A 20,432-nucleotide genomic window follows, 5' to 3' on the forward strand; every position below is an offset into this window, starting at 1 on the left:
ACGACCCGGCGATGCCGCCAAACGGTCGTACGTATAGCAGGCGATCCCCGGTTAGCCAAACCGGGGAATCGCCGCGACATTGAATACCCACCGCCACTCGACTATCCGCACCGCCGAAAGGCCAGCACCACGCCCCAAACCCACAACGACAAAGTGCCGCACTGGCCGTTCGCGCGTTTACGCCGCGGCGTAGCTCATCCGGAACAGCTCCTGGGCACGCTCCAGGTCCCGCTCGGAGTGCAGCCGCACCTCCAGGTTGCCCGTGCCATGGTGGCCGAGCCCCGTCACATCCCGGCTGAACCCGGGAACGAGCTCGACCTCGGCCGGGCTGGCCTTGAGGTAGACCAGCAGCCTGCTATTCCGCGGGCAGACGCAGGCGAAGTTCTGCAGCCGCTGGTAGGCGATGTAGGTCTGGTTCTCGACCTTGGTGACGCCCTCGCCGAGCCCGAGCAGCGTCTCGTCGACCGCCGCGGCCAGCTCGCCCATCGCCCCGTCCCCGCGCCCGGCGTGCTTCTCCCGGGCCGGGCCCCGGCGGCGCCCCGCCCTCGCCGGCGTACGGGTCCCGCCTGCCGAGGCGACGGTCTCCAGGCCGAAGTGCTCGTCGCCGAAGATCCGGTAGCGCACCAGGTCGATGGAGTGCCGGTGCTCGCGGACCGCATGGAGGTCGTAGCGCGTGAAGTCGCCGGCCACGCAGATCAGCCTCGGCGCGCTCCACCGCACCCGAGCCGCAGCCTGCGCACCGAGCCGGTCGCGGACCAGGCGCCGGAAGGCGTCCCGGTGATCCATCAGCCAGGCCAGGTAGAACAGGCCCTGGCTGATCACACCCGCGTCAGTCGAACGCTTGTACTCGACTTCGACAGGGGAGCCGTTCTCGTCGATGCCCAGCGAGTCGACGCGGCCACCATGCACCGGTCCGGTGCCGTACTCGCTCGCCAGGAACGTCACCCCGAGCATGGCCTCCATGTGCGCCTCGACGAGTTCCTGCACCTCGGCCTCTTCATCGGCCAGCCGCGGCACGACCTCCGTCACGCCGCCCTTCATGCTGAACAGCTTCAGCCCCGACACCTCCCCTTCGCCGACCTGACCCAACCACCTAGGAACCGAAACTATTTCCGGCTCAGGTGAAGTGGTATCCGATTCAGCCACTTACTACAGAGCGTGATAGCCGCCGAACGGCCGACCAGGACGCCTGCCGACCGAGCAGCCCGATCGTTGAAGACCAGCCGAATCACTCTTCGCGCGATCACGGCATTCCGACAACGCACCCCGAAGCAGCTTGCAGGTCTCACCCATTCGAGTGGAGGCGTTGGCGAAGAATCGCTTTTGCTTTCGCCTGGACCTGCAAGGCGACCTACCGTGCGAGGGTGTGGATCATGGAGTCATCTCCACCCTTCGCCGGCCGCAGCAGCCCACAGCGCGATTCGGAAGTCATTCTCAGCTTGATCGCTTCCGGTCTCGTCTCCCTGCCGGCGTGGCGGGGAGACGTGGATCGGCGGCGCCCATACGACGGTCGCCTGCAGCTTGGCCTTGACCGGCTTGCCGTGGCCTGCGCTCGAGATGGGCACAAGGGACCAGTGGGCGTGGGTGACCTCGTCTGGGACTGGTGCGCCGAGCGCCCCCTCGGACACTGGCCCCTTGTCTTCGAACCTGACGTGCAGGCCGAGGGCGAGTTCCTCGTCATCGACGGTGCGCCCAGCGAGTTCTGCCGGGAGTGGGTGCGATCGACACAGGATGTAGTAGCTGACGTACACGAAAGCTCGTTGGTCCAACACGTCAAGGACGTGGCGAAGGCATTGGGGCGGCCGGAGCTCTACTCCGTCTGGCGGATGATGGTGACCGAGAACTCCGTCCTGTCGGCGGCTCAGATGGTCGGGCGGAAGAACCAGTTTCTTGATGTGCCCCCATGGGCCAATTGGCTGGACGAATCCTACGAACCTGTGCCTCAGGAAGCGACAGTTGATGGTCACGTCGCCGTCTGCCGCGGGTGCACGCAGTGGATGACACCTGACCTCAGCGGGTCGTGGAAATGTCCGAGCTGGCGATGCGCGAAGCGCCGCACTCAGGCGGCTCCCGAGCTGCGACCAGCCTCTGGTGCGTGGCGGCTTCGCAGCGAACTCGTGCTCTTCATCGCCCTGCCGGGCCTACCAGAGTTGGAGTTGGCAGAGGCCCTGGCACGGCGGGGAGCCCGCGTAGTCGTCTATCCGGGTCTCGATGCACTGGATGCCGTGGCCACATGGCCCAATGGCTTCTCCATCGGGGTCGATGTGAAGGACTGGCGAAACCCTTACCTCTTGGCGCGACGCATCAAGCAATTCCCGGCGTGGGCAGACGACCACCCGCACGCCTACACCATGGGGTTCATCGCAGTACCTCGCGACCGAACCCGCGGCAAGCGCTCCTACCTGGAAATCCTCCGCAAGCACAGCGAGACACTGCGCTCGCAAAGCCACGTTGAGGCGGTCACCATCGACGAGCTAGTTGGCCGCTGCCCGAACCTCGGGGTGAGAGGATCGATCGTCTGTGGCCCGTGACCGCACGAATTGGCGGAACCGAGTGCTGAGGCTACTCCGTAGGCCGGCACAGCAGGCAGGGGTGAGCGAGCCTGCACTGAAGCGTGCTGTGGCTGTGGAGTTCGGACTCTATGCCCTTGAAACATGGGCGCCCCGAGCAGCGTCCCGGGACGCCTGGGCACTGCTGAAGGGGTTTGATTTTCGGCCGCACGCATCTGCAGGTGCGGCTATGAACAACTCGGTGCGCTGGCTGATTGGAGAACTGAAGAAGGACCAGGACTGGTTCCGGGCTCTCGACGCCTACGATCTACTGCCCGAACAACTGCGGCTTTACGAGGTGAAGGACGGTCTCGCTCCGCCGGTGCGACGTGTGCTGTCTACCGCGCCGGAGCGGCTGGCCATCTACGCGGAGGCGCTCGCCGGCCCGCCAGCACACAAGAGCGAACCAGCCAAGTTGGCAGATGCGGAAACGGTCTACAGGTTCACTGTGAACGGCTCTGCACACCGCGTACGGTTCCCACGCTGGCTTATGCCCGCGCCGTGTTCAGAGCATGCCCACGGGCGCCTCCGTAGGCCATTCCGGGTGAACTGGGCGTCCTTGATCGCGACCGCAAAGCGGATGGATAAATCGGATCGCGCTGCGGGGCGGGCCAGCTGTAACTGGCAAGGCAGGATCCTCGACCTGAAGCTCCACCTGCGTGCTGGGAGGGGCCTTAAGCCCGCGCGGCGCCTGTCTGTCGAGGAGATCGTGCACTTGGTGGGCATGCCCGCAGTAGGGAAGACCACCCTTCTGACGGTCCTGGCCGTATGGGCAGCACGCCACCGGTACACGATGACCGTGCTGCTCGGGGATGTCATCGCTGTCCTGAACATGGTGGCTGATCTGAATCGATACGTGCCCAGGGCAGCTGCACCGATTCTGGGCGCTTCGACCCGGGGGCAGCATCTCCGGCAGCTGCACCGACCGCCGGATCCACGAACAGCTGGCCTGGAACTTCTCAAGGATGACAGGCTGCGGTGGGTATCCACAGCCTGCACTCTGCAGGGGAACATGCCGGTACTGGGGTTGCCGTTCGCACTGGGTGATGCTCCGTGCTACGGAAAGCTGGAGACGCTCGTCAGCGAACAAGACCCCGACTCCAAGCCGAAGGGCGAACGCTGTGCGTGCCCTCTGTTCTCCGGTTGCGGACGCCATGAAGCGGCGCGGGCCCTGGTAGTTGCGCCGATCTGGGTGGCGACGGCTCAGAGCTTGCTTCACTGTCGGGTGCCAGCACAGCTGACCAATGAGGCCAAGCGCTATCTCGAACTGGCCTGGGAGCGCAGCGACGTCATCGCTGTGGACGAGGCGGACCGGGTACAGATCCAGCTGGACCAGGTGTTCAGCCCGTCCCAGACTCTTGCAGGGCCAGGTAAGGACGCCTACCTCGATGAAGTTCGTCCACTGTTCGACCAGCACACCCGCTCCACGCACGGGCGGCATCTGACGACAAGCTCGACGGTTCGGGACTGGTCCATGGCTATCAGCGCGGCGTCCATGCTTGTGGCTCGTCTACGCGCGCTCTTGGCCGAGCATCAACACGTGCGTGAGTGGTTGCTCGAGGGTTACTTCAACGAGTGGCGGCTGGGCGTCAAGCTAGCGGCCGAACTCTCGCGCCGGCCTCGGCAGGTTGACGACGACAGCCAGGCATGGGCGATCGACAAGGAACGGTACGAGCGGTGGTGGGACTCACTGCGAGACTGGCTTGACGACCCTGGCGGCGACTACCACGGCAGTAACGGGAACGTAGCGGCACTGCGGGGCATCTCCGCCCGCGGCTACGACGACACCAACCGGGTGACCGAGCGCTTCATCACGTGGATCCAGAACGCGAATGACCTCGTCATCTCGGGTCAAGAAGCCTGCCGCCGGCTGGCCATCCGGTTTCAGGTCGCCATGACCGTGGCCTTGCTGGCCAAGCATCTAGAACATCTGACGCGCTACTGCTGGGAAGTTGAGAGCGAGACCGGCGCGGAGGGCATGTCGTCCAGTCTCGTCCACCGTCCCCCCGCCGAGTATTCCGCCTTGGTGCCAGAGAGCCCCATGGGCAATCTTCTCGGCTTCCAGTACCGCGAAGACGACCACGGGGCAGTAGACCGGCTGGGCTCGCTCAGCTTCTTCCGCTGCGCCGGCATCGGGCGCTCTCTGCTTCTCAATCTTCCGCACCTGTTCAATGGCAGCAGTTCTGGCAACGGACCGCCGGGCCCCGGTGTTCTGCTGCTTTCCGCAACAAGCTGGGCGGGGAACTCGCCGCGCTACGACGTGCAGGTACCCGTAGCAGGCATCCTCAGCTCCGTCGCCGCAGACGCCGTACCGATCCAGGAGCGGATCTCCTGCTTCTATCTGCCCTCTCGGGTTAAAGACCCCACCGGCCGCATCATCGAGCGTCGGGTGTCCGGCAAGCAAGGCGACGAACGAGCCGCGGCACTCGCCGACTTGCTAGCGGACCTCTGTTCTGCGCGGCTGGGCCCTCGCGGTGCGAGGCCGAGCCCCCTCGAGGCTATCCGTGACGAGCTGGAGCCAGGACGGCAGCGCCTGATGTTGCTGGTGGGAAGTTACCAGGAAGCGAGAGAAGCGCATCGCAGACTCCTAGAACTCCGGCCGGAATGGGCCGACCAAATCATGCACATGGTGCCCGATGACAATCGCGGCACACACCACTGGGATGTAGGTGAACTCGCCCGTAGCCGAGTCTCCACCTTCGCCCGTCACCAGGGTGTGTGGATCCTCATCACCCCGATGCTTGCCATCGAGCGCGGCCACAACATCCTCAATGACGACCACGTGGCCGCACTCGGCGCAGCCCTGTACTTGGTGAGGCCCCATCTCCACCCCGAGGACCTCAATTACCACATCGAAGAGATGAACCGGTGGGGCATTGAAGAGATCCGGAGTGGGCTTCCCTCCGCCGGGCCCCCAGGCGCACCACTCGGTTCGCGGGCGGCGATGTTCCAGCGGATTGCGCACCGCCGGTGGATGGACCGATTGGAAGAGTCGCTGCAATACGCCCTGACCGGCGAAGACTCCCTGCAGCGTCGCGCCATGGACTGGACGAACATCCCACCGCTCAACCAGATCGCCGGCCGCATGCTCCGGGGCGCTGCCCGCGCACGCATCTACTTCTGCGATGGCGCATTCGACCCCCGCAGTGACGACAGCATCCTGCTCGGCATGTACCGGGCAATGCACGAGGCTTTGGAGGGCCGCGATGCCCTCATCGCCCAACCGCTCTACCTCCCGCTGATGCACGGATTGCACAACCTCCTGGAGAACTACCGTGGCGATCTACAACCGCCTCCAGCGCCTCTCGCTGATCTTGCGCACCGATACAACTGAACCGCTTGGCACGTACAAAGCATTCGGATTTCCGCAGCCCTGGGCTCAGCAACTCCGCCAGAATGTCTTTCGTCGCTCTCAGAGCAACGGCGAAGACGACGAATGGTCCGGATTGCCGCTGTGGGCCCTCAACAATGGAATCGCTGCGCTGCTCCCACAAGTCCTTGTCACCGATGCCTCCGGGCACCAAGGCAGGACGTGGCTTGCCTGGAACCACCAGGATGGCAGTCCCGCGCCCGATACCGAACTGCTCGTCGAACTTGTCCGCAGCGGACTGGTGGTGGCCGCAGACGCCATGAACGAGAAGGCCCGCCTGCGTGGTCGCCGGCAACCGGTCGAGATGGCGGATCTGGCTGCAGTACTGAGAGGATTCAAGCCGACTGATCTGCGCTGCGAGGCACGGCAAGCCACCATCCGCAAGGATCTACCGCCGCGCAGGGAGGACTACAGCGTCATCCCCAATCTCCTTGCTAGTCGTCTCGTCGCTGCGCACTGGGAAGTTCACCACCAGGGATGGAAGAAGGAGACCGCTGAGGGCCCGCAGACCCCCGAGCCGTACGGCATCTCCCGTTGGAGGCGGGTATCCAGCCCTGAAGGTGCCGAGATGATCTCCTGGCCGCCGCATTGCTACACGAGCTCGAACGGGACCAGGTATCTCTGGTCCTACACTCTCCGCCTAAGCCTCCAGAACCACGCTCTCGACCCGTCCGGCGACGCGCTGGTCCACGCACGGATCGGTGTCCGGAGGTGGGCACGCAACAACGTCTGGGACGGACAGCGCTCCATCACCGCCTTTCTGTTCACACCTTCCCCATGGGCTGACGAAACCAGCCCGTTCGGCCGGGCAGGCCTGCGGTGGCGGCCCGGCCCCAAAGGAAAGAAGGAGGGCAAGATGGTGTGGGACGATGTCCTCGCCCCCACTCTTGCTCGCATGTCGTCCCAGCGCTACCTACCCTCGGCAGCAGATCTTGCATCTGCCCCAGACAGCTTCCTCCACCCTGGCGGTGGGGAGAACCCTGTGGCCGGCATCGTCTTCCGCGACGGCCTCGGTGAGTACTCCAACCACTCAATCGGCACTGGTGCGTCAGCCCGCGACCGATGGCAGATTTTCCGGCACCTGTGCTCAGCCCTTACTGACGTCGCTGAACCGGAACCCGCCCTACACCGGCTGCCCGTCCCCGTGAGGAGTCGCACCTCCGCGGACGAAATGTTGCGGATCGACCTTGGCGCGCTGACTCAGGCGACCTCCTCCAAGATCGTGATTGATGTGCTCTGCGATACCACGGTGATGCGTGACCTGGTGGTCAAGACGCTGCACGCCGCTCTGGGGCTACCTTCGCCCTCTCCCAACCCCCTACACACCGGATCCGATCTGGTGGAACAGGTCCTGTCCTGCGGCGACATCGAGGTGCTGCTCCGTACACAGCCCATTGGCGAACTAGCATCAGCCCTGACGGTCGATAGTTCCATCAAGAATCGCAGGGACCGAGTACGCAAGGCCACAGCTCCGCGACGTGCTCTCGCAACCGAGCGCCTGAGCAGGGGCTGCCTTGAGGGCATGCCGCGATTTGCGCTAGTCGAAATGGGCAACGTCAACGCCTATCCCAGCTCCGAGCACGACCCAAAGGAAGCGGTAAAGGCTGCGGCGACGGCACTCGGCGTGCTGACGCAGAACATCACCCCGCCCAAGCCCACTGGGACGGCACCAGGCTGCGAGAGTGCAGCGACGCGAGCGCAGCGCGCGGGCAAGGCGGTCATGGACCTCCTTGTACGGCAGACGGGCTTGCTCCGACGTCCGCAGCAGCCGGCCATCGCCGACACTCCGCTCATCGACGTCACAGCCGTCGGGCTCTGGGTCGTCCGCCGGAACAAGGAACACCGTGCACTGCTGCCGGTCGCCGTGTCACACGCCCCTGACGAGCCATTCGCCCGCATCCGGATGCCTCACACAGACGCCTGGCTGCCTTTTCGTCAAGGTCTGCTGTCCCTCGGCGACTTCGACATCGAACGTCGCCTCGAGCACGAACAGGTCCAAGACTTCTTCGGACAGGTCGTTGACGAACTCAGTGACGGCTCGGACATCGCCCTCCTGACCCTCGCGCAGAACCTCCGTAGCACGTGCCCTGGGATCGCCAACGGTCCTCTACGACCCGATGTCCTCGCCTTCAACCCGAAGCAGCCAATCCCGCCGGCCCGCCGAAAGGGACTTCGCCATATCCGGCTACGGACAAATGTGCGCGATGAGACGAGCCAGCACTACAGCTTCACCGATGGGGCCCTCGATGGTGAGGTCGGGGTCGGGTCTCACTTCTGGGTCGACCCACGCCGACCAAGGCATTTCTTCAGTACCGCCAAGAAGCCAGCCACCGCCGCCAGCGGTTCCCCTGGAGGCTCCCGGATCGAAGCCCACTGGGCATGCACAGGAAAGGACAAGGAGGGGAATAAGACCTATGGCATGAGGCACGACACGCTCCAAGACGTTTGGAATCCGCAGCTGCTAGAGCTCCTTGTCGCATGCCATGCGCCCACCGACAGCCCTAAGGCCTGGGCTGCCCTCGTCCACCAACAGCGCTACGAAGCCGGTCATTTCTCCGACCCGCTCGCCCTGCCGGCCGTCCTCCATCTCGCCTACACCGTCGGCAAGCACCTCCTGCCCGACTACCTGCTGGAACCCATCACCGAGTCCGACGCATAGCCCATGTCGCGGCGGGCAGCTTCAGGCGTCAGCAGTTGCAGTGCGGCCCAGAGGTGGGCCGCACTCAACGAACGACAACAGCGATACCTATCTGTCGTCCTGCAACTCGATCAGGAAGCAGAAGCCGAGCAACAGCGTCGATGGCACCGACACCTCTCCAGGGAGCCGGCCGAGATCTGGCGGTGGATCCCATATTCAACACGGCAGCCTGGAGCTGCACCTACTCCCTGCCAGCATCGCCTCGACGCGGAGGGGATCCGGGGCCCCGGTGCGGGTGCGACGCTCGCTGCTCTGGCTCGCCGCGGACTGCTACAGATCCGGGAATCGAGAGTCGACGGGGAGCCGGGCAAGCCACTGCAAATCCACATTCAGCTCACGCCCATTGGGCGAGCTGCCGCCCGCTCCACCATCAGCGAGCAAGCCGGGCCAGCAAGCCCACCGCCTTGGCTGCTGGAAGCCCTGATCAAAGTGCATGAAGCCGGACAGGGCGGCCTTCCCAAGTTTCAGCTAGGACGCAGACTCGCACGCAGGTTGGATGCGCGCGGCCTCGGCTACATCGCGGACGCCGAGGCATGGTCCTACCGCCTCACGCCTCACGGGCGTGAGGTGCTCGAGCGCAATGCAGGGCGTCATGGAGAATAGCCCCCGATCGTGAACATCCACTGGCTACCCATCGCCCGCCACCCGATCAGGCAGCTTCCCAGAGACCAGCGTCGAGCACCCGGGCCGCCTTCGTGATACTGCCGGGCATGAGGTGCCGATAGGTTCGATAGGTTTCCTCGATGGACTTGTGCCCCATCCATCCGGCTACATCGGTGATCGGTATGCCTTTACCCAGCGCATTTGACGCGAAGGTGCCCGATGGGGTACGAGGCGTGGGTGTGCTCAGTAGTGACGGAAACCATACATGCCCATGCCGTGCACCGGGGGAAGGTCTTTGAACAGCTTCTGCACACGACGGCGCTCCATACCTTCGGTGTAATAGCCGCTCGGCCCTCTGAGGAGATAGCCTTCCCCCGTCGTTCCATACTTCTCCTCGAAACGCTCCATCGCTTCTCGCACGGTACGCGGCATCGGCACCTCTCTGAATTCACCGACCTTTCGATGCTTGAGCTTCGCCGGCTTCTGCAGGTTCGAATGGATCTGCTCGTGGACTCGGTAGACATCGTCTGCAACCACGTTGTTGATGTTCACCGCCCGCGCTTCACCATTGCGGAGACCACACCCGACCATCATCGTGATCTCCAGTGCGAGGTCTTTGTCTGCCACCCCAAGGGCCTTGGTGATGTAGTCCAGCTTGGGAATGATCACCTTGCTACGGACGTATTCGGGATCCTGCACGCCCTTCACCGGATCCTCAGCCATCGCACCCTTGTCGTAGGCGTCTCTCAGGATCGACTTCAGGGTGCGAAATATATTCATCTGATTGCCGCGCCCGACACCATTGGCCTCAAGGTCATCGAGGAACTGCTCAACGACGCTCGGGGTGACCGAGTTCAGCTTTCGGGAGCCGATGGCAGGATTGATGTGGACCTTGATATAACTGCCGACATGCTGCGTGGTTGAGTAATCGGTCATCTTGCGCTGCCGAGGCAACCACGTCTCCGCAAACTCCTTGACCGTCTTTTGCCCCAATTCACGACGTGCTTCGGCCACGGTCGGGGCCGTCTGCTTCTTGGTCTTATAGAGCGCCGTGAGGCGATCTATCGCATCGTCCTGCGTGCTGAAACCAGTCTCCTCGCGCTGCTTCCCCAGCGCGTCCCGGAAGCGAATCGCGTATGTGTGAGAGCAGCGCGTTTGCCTGGCGCAGTCACAGGGCTTGAAGAACGTGCCCATGCCGCGGGCGAGCTGTCGAGCCATGAGTGGGAGCCTTCCGGAGCCGTGCGGGCGACCGCTGGCCCGGCCCCCCGCTGTCTCGCCCGGAGGTCAGCATCGCCGGAACGGGGTCCGGTCTCATGCTGAGTGTTTGCTGATCTGGGCCCGGTCATCATGGCCCTGACCTGCACAGATGACCAAATGTCAGATGTTGGACTTGAACATGGCGCGAAGCATGCGGAATCTCCCGGAATATCTGCTCCCTGCCTGCGTCCACAGGCCAAGGGCGGTGTCGGTGGGCGGGAGGATGGGGAGACCGAGACGTGTCTCCCCTCCGGGCTTTCTTCTCCCGCTGCTGTGAGGATCGAATGATTGCCAGTCTGATGCGGCGCGCCCGGGGCGCGCTCGCCGTCGCCCTCGCCACCGGCGCCCTGTTCACGGCCGCCGTCCCCGCCCACGCCGCCGCCCCGCCCGCCCTGACCGCGGCCGGCGCGATGCTCGTCGACGCGGGCACGGGCGCCGTCCTGACCTCCAAGGCCCCCGACACCAAACGCCAGATGGCGAGCACCACCAAGATCATGACGGCGGTGGTGGTCACCTCGCAGCCCGGGCTGGACCTCGACCGGAAGGTCACGGTCAAGCAGGAGTACCTCGACTACGTCTACCGCAAGGGGGCGAGCTCCGCCCAGCTGAAGGCCGGGGCCGCGCCGACGGTCCGTCAGCTGCTCTACGCCATGCTGCTGCCCTCGGGCTGCGACGCCGCGTACGCCCTCGCCGACACCTTCGGGACCGGCTCGACCACCGCCGGGCGCACCGCGGACTTCATCGCGAGGATGAACGCCGAGGCGAAGGCCCTGGGGATGACCGGGACCGTCTACGACAGCTTCGACGGGATCTCCCCGACCGGCAACAACCTCACCACCCCGCGCGACCTCGCCCGGCTCACCCGGCGGGCGATGGCCGTCCCGCTGCTGCAGACCGTGGTGAAGACCACCGCGTACGGCACGGGCGGCACCTCGTCCCTCGCCACCTGGTCCAACACCAACCTGCTGGTCCGGCCGCGGCCCGCCGGGTACGGCTACCCCGGCGCCCTCGGCGTCAAGACCGGCACCACCACGGCCGCGGGCAAGTGCCTGGTCTTCTCGGTCACCCGCAACGGCAGGACGGTCATCGGCGTGCTGCTGAACGACGAGGAGCGCTACACGGACTCCATGGCCCTCTCGGACTGGGCCCTCGGCCCGGCCACCGGGTCGGGGGCTGCGCTGCGGCGCAGCAGCGCCGAGCCGGTGCCCGACGTGCTGGACTGACCGCGGGCCGGGTCATTCCTCGATCGCCCCGCCGACGCGGCGCAGGTGCGCGCGGAAGGTGTACGAGGGGTCGGCGGCGCGGCGGGTGAGGTAGTCGGCGAAGGCGGTCTGTTCGCGCAGGGTTCGCCCGGCGCGGATCAAGCGGGCCTGCTCGCGTTCCGTGGCGTGGATGCGGTGGGCCGTCGCCAGGACCTCCTCGGCGCGCGCGGAGGGGACGAAGAGGACGCCGTCCTCGTCGCCGAAGACCAGGTCCCCGCCCCGCACCAGGTGTTCCCCGCAACGGGCGCTGGTCAGGGCTTCGGGCCCGCGCGCGTCCAGCCGGACGGGGCCGGCCGGGCAGCTGCCGTAGCTGAAGACCGGCAGACCGATCCCGGCCAGCTCCGGGGTGTCGCGGTGCAGGCCCCACACGACGAGCCCCGCGACGCCCGCGGCCCGTGCCTCCAGGACGGCCAGGTCGCCGACGCAGGCCTCGTCGGTGCGGCCGCCGTTGTCGATGACGAGCACGTCGCCCGGCGCGGCCGCGGCGAAGGCCTCGAGGAAGACGTCCACGCTGCCGTAGTGCCGCACCGGCAGGGCCCGGCCGGCGAGGCGTCCGGCGGCCGGGACGGCGGCGATGCCCGGAGGTGCGACGCGCAGCGGTACCCCGGCGCGCACGCAGGCGTCGGCGATCAGCGGTGTGGACAGTTCGGCGAATTCCTCCAGCACGGCGCTCTCCTGACCCCGGGTCGGACCCGCCCCACAGCGTGCGGCTGAGGCGATCCTAGGCGTTCGGTGACGGGGGCTCCCACCCTGCGGTTTTCCGCAGGGTGGACCGTGCGGAGGGCCGCAGCGGACCGGGCGGTCGCCCTCATACCTGCGCCGATCTGCGGTTTCCATGATGGGAGGGAACCGGGGCGGAGCGCCCCGGGGTTCGGATACCCGTCCTTCCCGGAGGCCACCGCATGGACCCGTTCACCCTGGCACCGCCCCAGCAACCGGCCGACGGCTTCGCGGGCTGGGCCGCGGGGCTCGTCGACACCCTCGGCGGACCGGGGGCCGGGCTGGCCATCGCCCTGGAGAACCTCTTCCCGCCGCTGCCCAGCGAGGTGATCCTGCCGCTCACCGGGTTCGCCGCCGGGCAGGGCGTGCTCAGCCTGGTCTCGGCCCTGTTCTGGACCACCTCCGGCTCGGTGGCGGGCGCGCTGGCCCTGTACTGGATCGGCGCCCTGTTCGGCCGGGAGCGGATGCACGCGATCTGGGCGAGGCTGCCGCTGGTGAAGGCCTCCGATCTGGAGCGGACCGAGCGCTGGTTCGCCCGGCACGGCACCAAGGCGGTGTTCCTGGGGCGCATGGTGCCGATCTTCCGCAGTCTCGTCTCGGTGCCGGCGGGGGTGGAGCGGATGCCGCTGCCGGTGTTCCTGATCCTGACCTCGCTGGGCAGCCTGATCTGGAACGGCGTCCTGGTGCTGGCCGGTTACTGGCTCGGCGACCGGTGGGACGTGGTGGAGGGCTACGTGGGCGTGCTGTCCAAGGCCGTGCTGGTGCTGGTCGTGGTCGCGCTGGCGGCGTACCTGGCCGTACGGCTGCGCGGCCGCGGCCGGGAGGCCCGGCACCGCCGCACGTCGTGAGCCCGGCCGGGGCGGACCGGGCCGGGTCCGGACGATCTTGCCCGGCCCCCGCGGCCGGTCTAGGCTCGGCCCTCGTGCGGGGGGACGCGGCAACCGGGGAGACGGTGCACCAGACGGCGGCGCCGCGCCCCTCGTGGCCGCGCCACGCGTGCGGGGTGCTGATCGGCTGCGCCACGGCCCTGCCGGTGCTGGCGTACTTCCTCGCCGCGGGCGGCGCCCTCGGCCCGTTCCTGCTGTGGCCCCGCACCCGCCCGGACGCCCTCGGGTTCCTGCTGGGCGGTGCCCGCCGGCTGGCGGCGCTGGAGCGCAGCCGCCGTTCCGTCTTCTTCGGGGACCGCTTCCCCGAGCACTACAAGGCCTCCGGCCCGAAGATCCTGCGCTTCCTGGCGGTCCGCTGCTACACCGGTCTGCTGTGCGCGGTGGTCCTCGGGCTGCTGGGCTTCGGCGCGGTGCTGGCCGTGCTGCTGGCCGCCGGGGCGGTACGGGGCTCCCTGGGCTGGTCGGAGCTGTCGACGGAGGTCCTGCTGGGCGGGGTGCTGCTGTTCCTCGGCGTGCAGGGGCTGCTCTCGCTGGTCTCCCTGGACGCGCGGATCGCCCGCGAGTGCTTCGGCCCCTCCGAGCGGGAACTGCTGCGGGCCCGGATCGAGGAGCTGGCGGTCAGCCGGGCCGCGGTGGTGGGGGCGGTGGACGCCGAGCGGCGGCGGATCGAGCGCGATCTGCACGACGGGGTCCAGCAGCGGCTGGTGGCGCTGGCGATGCTGCTGGGCCGGGCCCGCCGCAGCCGCGAGCGGGACCCGGAGCGGGCGGAGGCCCTGCTGCTGCAGGCGCACCGGGAGTCCCAGGACGTGCTGACCGAACTGCGCGAGGTGGCCTGGCGGGTGTACCCGTCGGCGCTGGACAGCCTGGGTCTGGAGGAGGCGCTGGGCGGGGTGGCCGAGCGGTGCGCGATCCCGTTGCGCACCGAGTTCGACGTGGCCGGGCCGCTGCCCGGGCCGGTGCGGACCGCCGCCTACTTCGTGGTGTGCGAGGCCGTGACGAACGCCGCCAAGCACTCCGGCGCCGGCGCCATCGCCGTACGGGTGGTGCGGCGCGGGCCGGCGCTGACGGTGCGGATCGAGGACGACGGCGCGGGCGGGGCGGATCCGGCGGGCAGCGGGCTGTCCGGCCTGCGCAGCCGGGTGGCGGCCCTCGACGGACTGCTGCGCGTCGACAGCCCCCTCGGGGGACCCACCACCGTGACCGCGGAGCTGCCGTGCGCCTGATCCTGGCCGAGGACTCGACCCTGCTGCGGGAGGGGCTCGTACGGCTGCTCGTCGAGGAGGGCCACGAGGTGCTCGCCGCGCTGCCCGACGCCGTGTCGCTCGCGGCGGAGACGGGGGCGCGGCGGCCGGACGTGGTCGTGGTGGACGTCCGGATGCCTCCGACCCACACCGACGAGGGGCTGCGGGCGGCGGTGGAGATCCGGGAGCGGTGGCCGGAGGTGGGGGTGCTGGTGCTGTCGCAGCACATCGAGCGCCACTACGCGGCCCGGCTGCTGGCGGCGAGCGCAAAGCGGGTGGGGTACCTGCTCAAGGACCGGGTGGCGCAGGTGGAGGAGTTCCTCGACGCCCTGGAGCGGATCCACGCGGGCGGGGCGGCGATCGACCCGGAGGTGGTGCGGCAGCTGGTGATCCGCAGTACGCACGGGGATCCCCTGGCCCGGCTGACCCCGCGCGAGCGGACGGTGCTGGAGGCCCTGGCGGAGGGGCTGACGAACACGGCCATCGCGAACAAGCTGCACATCTCGGTGAGTTCGGTGGAGAAGAACCTCAACACGGTCTTCGACAAGCTGGAGCTCTCGCACACCACGGACTACAACCGGCGGGTCCTGGCGGTGCTGCGCTACCTGGAGTCCTAGGCCCTCAGGCCCCCACGCGGACCAGGGCGAGGGTGATGTTGTCGGGGCCGCCGGCCTCGATGGCGGCCTTCCACAGTTCGAAGGCGGCGCGGCCGTCGTCGTGGACCCGCAGGACGGCGTCGACGGCCTCGTCGGGCAGCGGGTCGGTGAGTCCGTCGCTGCACACCAGGTAGCGGTCGCCCGGGGACAGCGGGAGGGCCGTCACGTGGGGGACCGGGGTGCCGGAGGCGCGGCTGCCGCCGAGGGTCTGGGTGACGGCGGAGGTGGTGCGGTGCCCGGGCGGCGGGGGCGGGCTGTCGTCGACGCTGACCCGGCGCAGGCCGTCGGGGCCGGCGGAGTAGACCCGGCTGTCGCCCACGTTGAACACGAGCAGTGACCGTTCGAGTACGAGGACGCCCGCGACGGTGGTGGCCATGGTGTACATCTCCGGGTGGCCCTCGGCGGTCGCGTCCACTTCCCGGTCGCACACCTCCAGGGCGTGACGGAGGGCGTCCGGGCCGTCCAGGGTGGGGCCGAGGGCGGAGAGCCGGCGGGCGACGAGGGCGCTGGCCACCTCACCGGCCGGGTGTCCGCCGAGTCCGTCCGCGACGGCGACGACCAGGGGGCGGCCGAGCGGGAAGACGAGGGTCTGGGGGCTGTCGGTCACGGTGGCGCACAGGGTCCACGGCCCGGCGACGAGGCTGTCCTCGTTGTGCTCGCGGACCAGACCGGCGTGGCTCAGTGCGGTCACCGCTACGTACGGCATCCCCCCATTGTCGCGCGGCGCGCGGCGCGGCACACCATCGGCGCCCCGGCGGATGCGGCGCGGTCCACGTCCTCCCGGCCGCGGCGGTCAGCTGCCGGACGCCCACCCCGCGACGGCGAACCGTCCGTTCTCCGCCCGGACTTCGAAGGCCCCCGTGCCGCCGAAGTGGGCGGGCAGGACCAGCTCCCCGTGCTCGGCCGCGCGTCCCAGGACCCGGCGGCGGGTGTCCGCCGCCCGGCCCTCGTCCATGCAGAAGCAGCTGTTGTGGGAGGGCTGGAGGACCTGCACCGGGCTGTGCAGCATGTCCCCGACGAAGACCGCCCGGTCGGTGCCGGAGGCCAGGCGCAGCACCGAGGAACCGGGGGTGTGGCCCGGGGCCGGCTCCAGGGCGAGGTGGTCGTCGATGCGGTGGGAGCCCTCCCAGAGCACCGCCTGGCCGGACCGGTGGACGGGGGCGACGCTGTCCTCGTAGACCAGCCGGTCGATCTCGCGCGCGCCGCCGCCGTAGCCGCCGCGCGGGCCGAAGTACGCGTCGTCGGCGGCGGGGAGGAGGTAGCGGGCGTTGGGGAAGGCGGGGACCCATTCACCGTCCGCGTCCACGGTGTTCCAGCCCACGTGGTCGGCGTGGAGGTGGGTGTTGACGACCACGTCCACCTCCTCCGGCCGGACGCCGGCCGCCGCCAGGTCCGCCAGGAAGTCGCCCTGGCGCCGGTGGAAGAGGGGGGAGCCGGGGCGTTCGCGTCCGTTTCCCACCCCGGTGTCCACCAGGACGGTGCGGCCGCCGCTGCGCAGCACCCAGGTCTGCAGGGTGAGGACGGCCAGGTCGGTGTCGGGCTGCCAGTGGTCGGGGGCCAGCCAGTCCTCGTTCTCCTTCCACAGTTCGGCGCCGGAGTGCGGGACGAGGTCCCGGGCGGCGGCGAAGGGGCCCCGCGCCTCGATGACGCGGGTGATCTCGACGTCCCCCAGGACGAGGGTCTGCGTGTTCTCGTTGGTCATGTCCGTCAGCCTAGGCAGGCGGGCTGATCCGCCCAATGCTCGTTCCGCTCAAGCGGATACGCGTACCGCTCACCGTCGGCGGGTGGTGGCGGGTGGCGGCGGTACCCTGCGCGCATGGACGTGGTGAGCGACGCGATCTCCGCCGTACGCCTGGGGCGCCCCTCCTCCGACCGGGTGCGGATCGGCGGCAGTTGGTGCGTACGGCTGGACCCGTACGAGGGGGCGGGGTTCCACGTCGTCCTCGCGGGCGAGTGCTGGCTGCTGGCGGACGGGGGCGAGCCGGTCCCGCTGGCCACGGGGGACGCGGTGCTGCTGCCGCACGGGGCGGGCCATGTGCTCGCGGACTCCCCCGTGGACAAGGCGGCCGCGGGGCGGGCCCTGCCGCTGGAGCACTACCGCGACGGGCGGGCCGCCCTCGCCCCGCAGCCGGGCCGGGGGGCGGCGCCGGTGGAGATGCTGTGCGGCAAGTACCGGCTCGACCGCAGCCGGGTGCACCCGCTGCTGGCGGAACTGCCGGGCGTGGTCCGCCTCCCGGACGGGGAGCACGGCGAACTCCAGGCGGCGATCGACCTGTTAGGCGGGGAGCTGGACGCCCGGCGGCCCGGCTCCTCGATCGCCCTGCCCAGCCTGCTGGACCTGCTGCTGGTGTACATGGTGCGCGCCTCGGTGGCCGGGGCGGCCCCGGGGTCCTGGTCGGCGGCACTGGCCGATCCGGTGACCGCGGCGGCCCTCCAGGCCATCCACGCCGACCCGGCGGCCCCCTGGAGCGCGGACCGCCTGGCCGCCGAGGCGGGCGTCTCGCGGCCGACCCTGGTGCGCCGGTTCACCCCGCTGGTCGGCCGTCCCCCGATGGCGTACCTGACCTGGTGGCGGCTGACGCTCGCCGCCACCCGGCTGCGCGACACCCCGGAGCCGCTGGCCGCCATCGCGGCCCGGGTGGGCTACGGCAGCCCGTACGCCCTGTCCCACGCCTTCGTGCGGGAGTTCGGCACCACGCCCGGCCGCTACCGCGCCACGCTCGGCACCACCCCGGTCTGAACCTGTTCAAACGAGCGGATACCGTGGATCCCATGGATGTGTCCGCCGGGGCGCGCGAGCCCTGCGGGCACCCGTCTGCCCGAGGAGTTCGCATGGCAACCCAGACCCGTACCGCGCTGGTCGAGGACCTGATGGCCCGCTTCCCCCACGTGCCGCGGGAGGCCGTGATCAAGGAGGACCTGCTGCGGGGCGGCATGGCCTTCGACGAGTCGGCGCTCAGCGGCGGCGGGGCGGACGGGCCGGGCGGCGGAGACGTCAAGCCGAAGTCCTACTTCATCTTCTCGTTCGACCACCGCACCCTCCCGGAGCTGGGCGCCGCCGCGCTCAACCGCCCGCCGGAGGAGATCGTGCTCACCGGCGGCCCGTACGGGCTGCGCCGCACCGTGGTGTCGGTACGGGTCAACCCGGACTCCCCGTACGTGGTGCGCGGCGGCGAGGACGGCACGCTGGGCCTGTACCTGGACGGGGCGCGGATCTCCGACGTGGGGCTGCCGCCGATGCCGGAGTACTACCGGCACAAGCTGTCGAACGGCAAGTCGGTGATGGAGGTAGCGCCGACCATCCAGTGGGGCTACCTGATCTACCTGACCGTCTTCCGGGTGTGCCAGTACTTCGGCGCGAAGGAGGAGTGCCAGTTCTGCGACATCAACCACAACTGGCGCCAGCACAAGGCGGCGGGCCGCCCCTACACGGGGGTGAAGCCGGTGGAGGAGGTGCTGGAGGCCCTGGAGATCATCGACCGGTACGACACGGCCGGGACCTCGCGCGCCTACACCCTCACCGGCGGCTCCATCACCTCGCAGGTCGGCGGCCGGGACGAGGCCGACTTCTACGGCCACTACGCGCAGGCCATCGAGGAGCGCTTCCCCGGCCGCTGGACCGGCAAGGTCGTCGCCCAGGCCCTGCCGCGCGACGCGGTGCAGCGCTTCCACGACTACGGCGTCAAGATCTACCACCCGAACTTCGAGGTGTGGGACCGCCGGCTGTTCGAGCTGCACTGCCCGGGCAAGGAGCGCTACGTCGGCCGTGACGAGTGGCACCGCAGGATCCTGGACTCCGCCGAGGTGTTCGGCGCGCGCAACGTGATCCCGAACTTCGTGGCGGGCATCGAGATGGCCGAGCCCTTCGGGTTCACCAAGGTGGGCGAGGCCATCGACTCGACCGCCGAGGGACTGCGGTTCTTCATGTCGCACGGGGTCGTGCCGCGCTTCACCACCTGGTGCCCCGAGCCGACGACCCCGCTGGGCAGGGCCAACCCGCTGGGCGCGCCGTTGGAGTACCACATCCGGCTGCTGGAGACGTACCGGGCGACGCTGGAGGAGTTCGGCCTGAGCTCCCCGCCCGGGTACGGGCCGGCCGGTCCGGGGCGAGCGGTGTTCTCCGTCAGCTCGTTCATGGACAGCCTCGAAGGGCTGGAGGAGCCCGCGGGCGACGCCCCCGCCGCTTCCTGACCTCCTCTTCCGCTCCTCCCCGCCCAGCACGGCCCCAGGGGCCCGGTCCGCACGGACCGGGCCCCTTCGCCGTGCGGCGGGGGCCTGGGGTGCGCTTCCCGGACGCGGGCAAGGTAGCAGCCTCCTCGCGGCCCGTGGCGATGTTTGTCCGATGGTGATGGTCCTCCTCGACTCCGGCGCGCCGGGCACTAGCGTCCCGTGCCACCCCCAGCCCACCGAGCGAGGAGGCAGCGTGCTGTCATTGCGGCGGCGATCCACCGGCGGCCTGTCCGTGGCCACGAGATACACGATCGGGAGCGGCCTGGTCATCACCGCGCTGGTGGCCACGCTGGTCGCGCTGCTGGTCCCGGTGTCGAAGTTCGGCGACCGGGCCGCCGCGGCGCCCGCGGGCGCCGCCGCCCTGCCCGCCGGGGTCGAGGACGACGGGGCCGGGACCATGAGCACGGCGTACGGGCCGCTCAGCCCCGTGGACCGGGACTTCGTGCGCAAGGTGCGGCTCGCCGGCCTGTGGGAGGGGCCCGCCGGACGGCAGGCCCAGCAGCGCGGCACCCGCCCGGCGGTGCGCACCGCCGGAGCGCACCTGATCGAGGGCCACGCCGCACTGGACCGGCAGGTGATCCAGGTGGGCCAGGCCCTCGGCGTGGACCTGCCCGACAAGCCGTCCGCACAGCAGCAGGGCTGGCTGGACCAGCTGACGGCCGCTCAGGGGACGGAGTACGAGCGGCTGTTCGTGCAACTTCTGCGCCGGGCGCACGGCAAGGTGTTCACCCTGCTGGCGCAGGTACGGGCGCAGACCCGCAACTCCATGGTGCGCGCCCTCGCCACCTCGGCCAACACGACCGTCCTGGACCACATCACGGTGCTGGAGGAGACCGGGCTCGTCGACTTCGACTCCCTCTCCGACACGACCCCGGCGCCCTCCTCGCCCGGCCCGGCGCGCCCCCAGGGGGCCTCGGCCCCTCCGATGTCCGACCGACGATACGAAGTGAAGTGATCGC

At 69.0% G+C, this 20,432-nt stretch carries 15 protein-coding genes; 10 read left to right on the plus strand and 5 right to left on the minus strand.

Annotated features, from left to right (window positions below; genetic code table 11):
- Positions 1-177 precede the first annotated feature (177 nt).
- Entirely contained in the window at positions 178-1,065 is an 888-nt protein-coding gene (locus ACFVXK_RS03840) for a DUF5655 domain-containing protein (RefSeq protein WP_389609949.1), read from the minus strand.
- 308 nt (positions 1,066-1,373) lie between these two features.
- Between ACFVXK_RS03840 and ACFVXK_RS03845 the strand changes: the two genes are divergently transcribed.
- From ACFVXK_RS03845 to ACFVXK_RS03855, 3 genes are all read left to right on the plus strand, one after another.
- Positions 1,374-2,531, plus strand: a complete 1,158-nt coding sequence (locus ACFVXK_RS03845; RefSeq protein ID WP_389609982.1) for a hypothetical protein — start codon at positions 1,374-1,376, stop codon at positions 2,529-2,531.
- Between the two features lie 61 nt (positions 2,532-2,592).
- Positions 2,593-5,883 carry a hypothetical protein gene (locus ACFVXK_RS03850; RefSeq protein ID WP_389609950.1) on the plus strand — a complete coding sequence of 1,097 codons (3,291 nt, stop codon included), beginning with the start codon at positions 2,593-2,595 and terminating at the stop codon, positions 5,881-5,883.
- Positions 5,825-8,578: an RNaseH domain-containing protein gene (locus tag ACFVXK_RS03855; protein WP_389609951.1), complete on the plus strand. Its 2,754-nt coding sequence runs from the start codon at positions 5,825-5,827 to the stop codon at positions 8,576-8,578. The genes ACFVXK_RS03850 and ACFVXK_RS03855 overlap by 59 nt, the downstream gene beginning before the upstream one ends.
- Before the next feature lie 885 nt (positions 8,579-9,463).
- On the opposite strand, the gene ACFVXK_RS03860 is transcribed toward ACFVXK_RS03855, so the two are convergent.
- Positions 9,464-10,438, minus strand: a complete 975-nt coding sequence (locus tag ACFVXK_RS03860) for a tyrosine-type recombinase/integrase (RefSeq protein ID WP_389609952.1) — start codon at positions 10,436-10,438, stop codon at positions 9,464-9,466.
- Positions 10,439-10,761: 323 nt separating this feature from the next.
- Between ACFVXK_RS03860 and ACFVXK_RS03865 the strand changes: the two genes are divergently transcribed.
- The gene (locus ACFVXK_RS03865; protein WP_389609953.1) at positions 10,762-11,700 is read left to right on the plus strand and encodes a D-alanyl-D-alanine carboxypeptidase family protein; all 939 of its coding nucleotides are present in this window, start codon (positions 10,762-10,764) and stop codon (positions 11,698-11,700) included.
- 12 nt (positions 11,701-11,712) lie between these two features.
- On the opposite strand, the gene ACFVXK_RS03870 is transcribed toward ACFVXK_RS03865, so the two are convergent.
- Entirely contained in the window at positions 11,713-12,405 is a 693-nt protein-coding gene (locus tag ACFVXK_RS03870) for an RraA family protein (RefSeq protein ID WP_389609954.1), read from the minus strand.
- Between the two features lie 236 nt (positions 12,406-12,641).
- On the opposite strand from ACFVXK_RS03870, the gene ACFVXK_RS03875 reads away from it, so the two are divergent.
- From ACFVXK_RS03875 to ACFVXK_RS03885, 3 genes are all read left to right on the plus strand, one after another.
- Positions 12,642-13,307, plus strand: a complete 666-nt coding sequence (locus ACFVXK_RS03875; RefSeq protein WP_389609955.1) for a DedA family protein — start codon at positions 12,642-12,644, stop codon at positions 13,305-13,307.
- Positions 13,308-13,381: 74 nt separating this feature from the next.
- Positions 13,382-14,569: a histidine kinase gene (locus ACFVXK_RS03880; RefSeq protein WP_389609956.1), complete on the plus strand. Its 1,188-nt coding sequence runs from the start codon at positions 13,382-13,384 to the stop codon at positions 14,567-14,569.
- The gene (locus ACFVXK_RS03885; protein WP_389609957.1) at positions 14,560-15,204 is read left to right on the plus strand and encodes a response regulator; all 645 of its coding nucleotides are present in this window, start codon (positions 14,560-14,562) and stop codon (positions 15,202-15,204) included. The genes ACFVXK_RS03880 and ACFVXK_RS03885 overlap by 10 nt, the downstream gene beginning before the upstream one ends.
- A gap of 4 nt (positions 15,205-15,208) precedes the next feature.
- Here the strand turns inward: ACFVXK_RS03885 and ACFVXK_RS03890 are convergent, their stop codons facing one another.
- Both ACFVXK_RS03890 and ACFVXK_RS03895 read right to left on the minus strand, forming a co-directional pair.
- Complete coding sequence (locus tag ACFVXK_RS03890; protein ID WP_389609958.1) at positions 15,209-15,949, minus strand: PP2C family protein-serine/threonine phosphatase; 741 nt, start codon at positions 15,947-15,949, stop codon at positions 15,209-15,211.
- Positions 15,950-16,036: 87 nt separating this feature from the next.
- A complete protein-coding gene (locus ACFVXK_RS03895; protein WP_389609959.1) occupies positions 16,037-16,945 on the minus strand; it encodes an MBL fold metallo-hydrolase in 909 nt (302 codons plus the stop codon).
- 114 nt (positions 16,946-17,059) lie between these two features.
- Between ACFVXK_RS03895 and ACFVXK_RS03900 the strand changes: the two genes are divergently transcribed.
- The 3 genes from ACFVXK_RS03900 to ACFVXK_RS03910 all read left to right on the plus strand — a co-directional run bounded on the left by ACFVXK_RS03900 (position 17,060) and on the right by ACFVXK_RS03910 (position 20,428).
- Positions 17,060-17,983, plus strand: coding sequence for an AraC family transcriptional regulator (locus tag ACFVXK_RS03900; RefSeq protein WP_389609960.1), 924 nt, complete (start codon positions 17,060-17,062; stop codon positions 17,981-17,983).
- A 92-nt stretch (positions 17,984-18,075) separates the two neighbouring features.
- Positions 18,076-19,434, plus strand: coding sequence for a radical SAM protein (locus ACFVXK_RS03905; RefSeq protein WP_389609961.1), 1,359 nt, complete (start codon positions 18,076-18,078; stop codon positions 19,432-19,434).
- 271 nt (positions 19,435-19,705) lie between these two features.
- Complete coding sequence (locus tag ACFVXK_RS03910) at positions 19,706-20,428, plus strand: DUF4142 domain-containing protein (protein ID WP_389609962.1); 723 nt, start codon at positions 19,706-19,708, stop codon at positions 20,426-20,428.
- Positions 20,429-20,432: the final 4 nt, after the last annotated feature.

It is taken from the genome of Streptomyces sp. NPDC058157 (assembly GCF_042884105.1).
Lineage (GTDB): Bacteria > Actinomycetota > Actinomycetes > Streptomycetales > Streptomycetaceae > Streptomyces.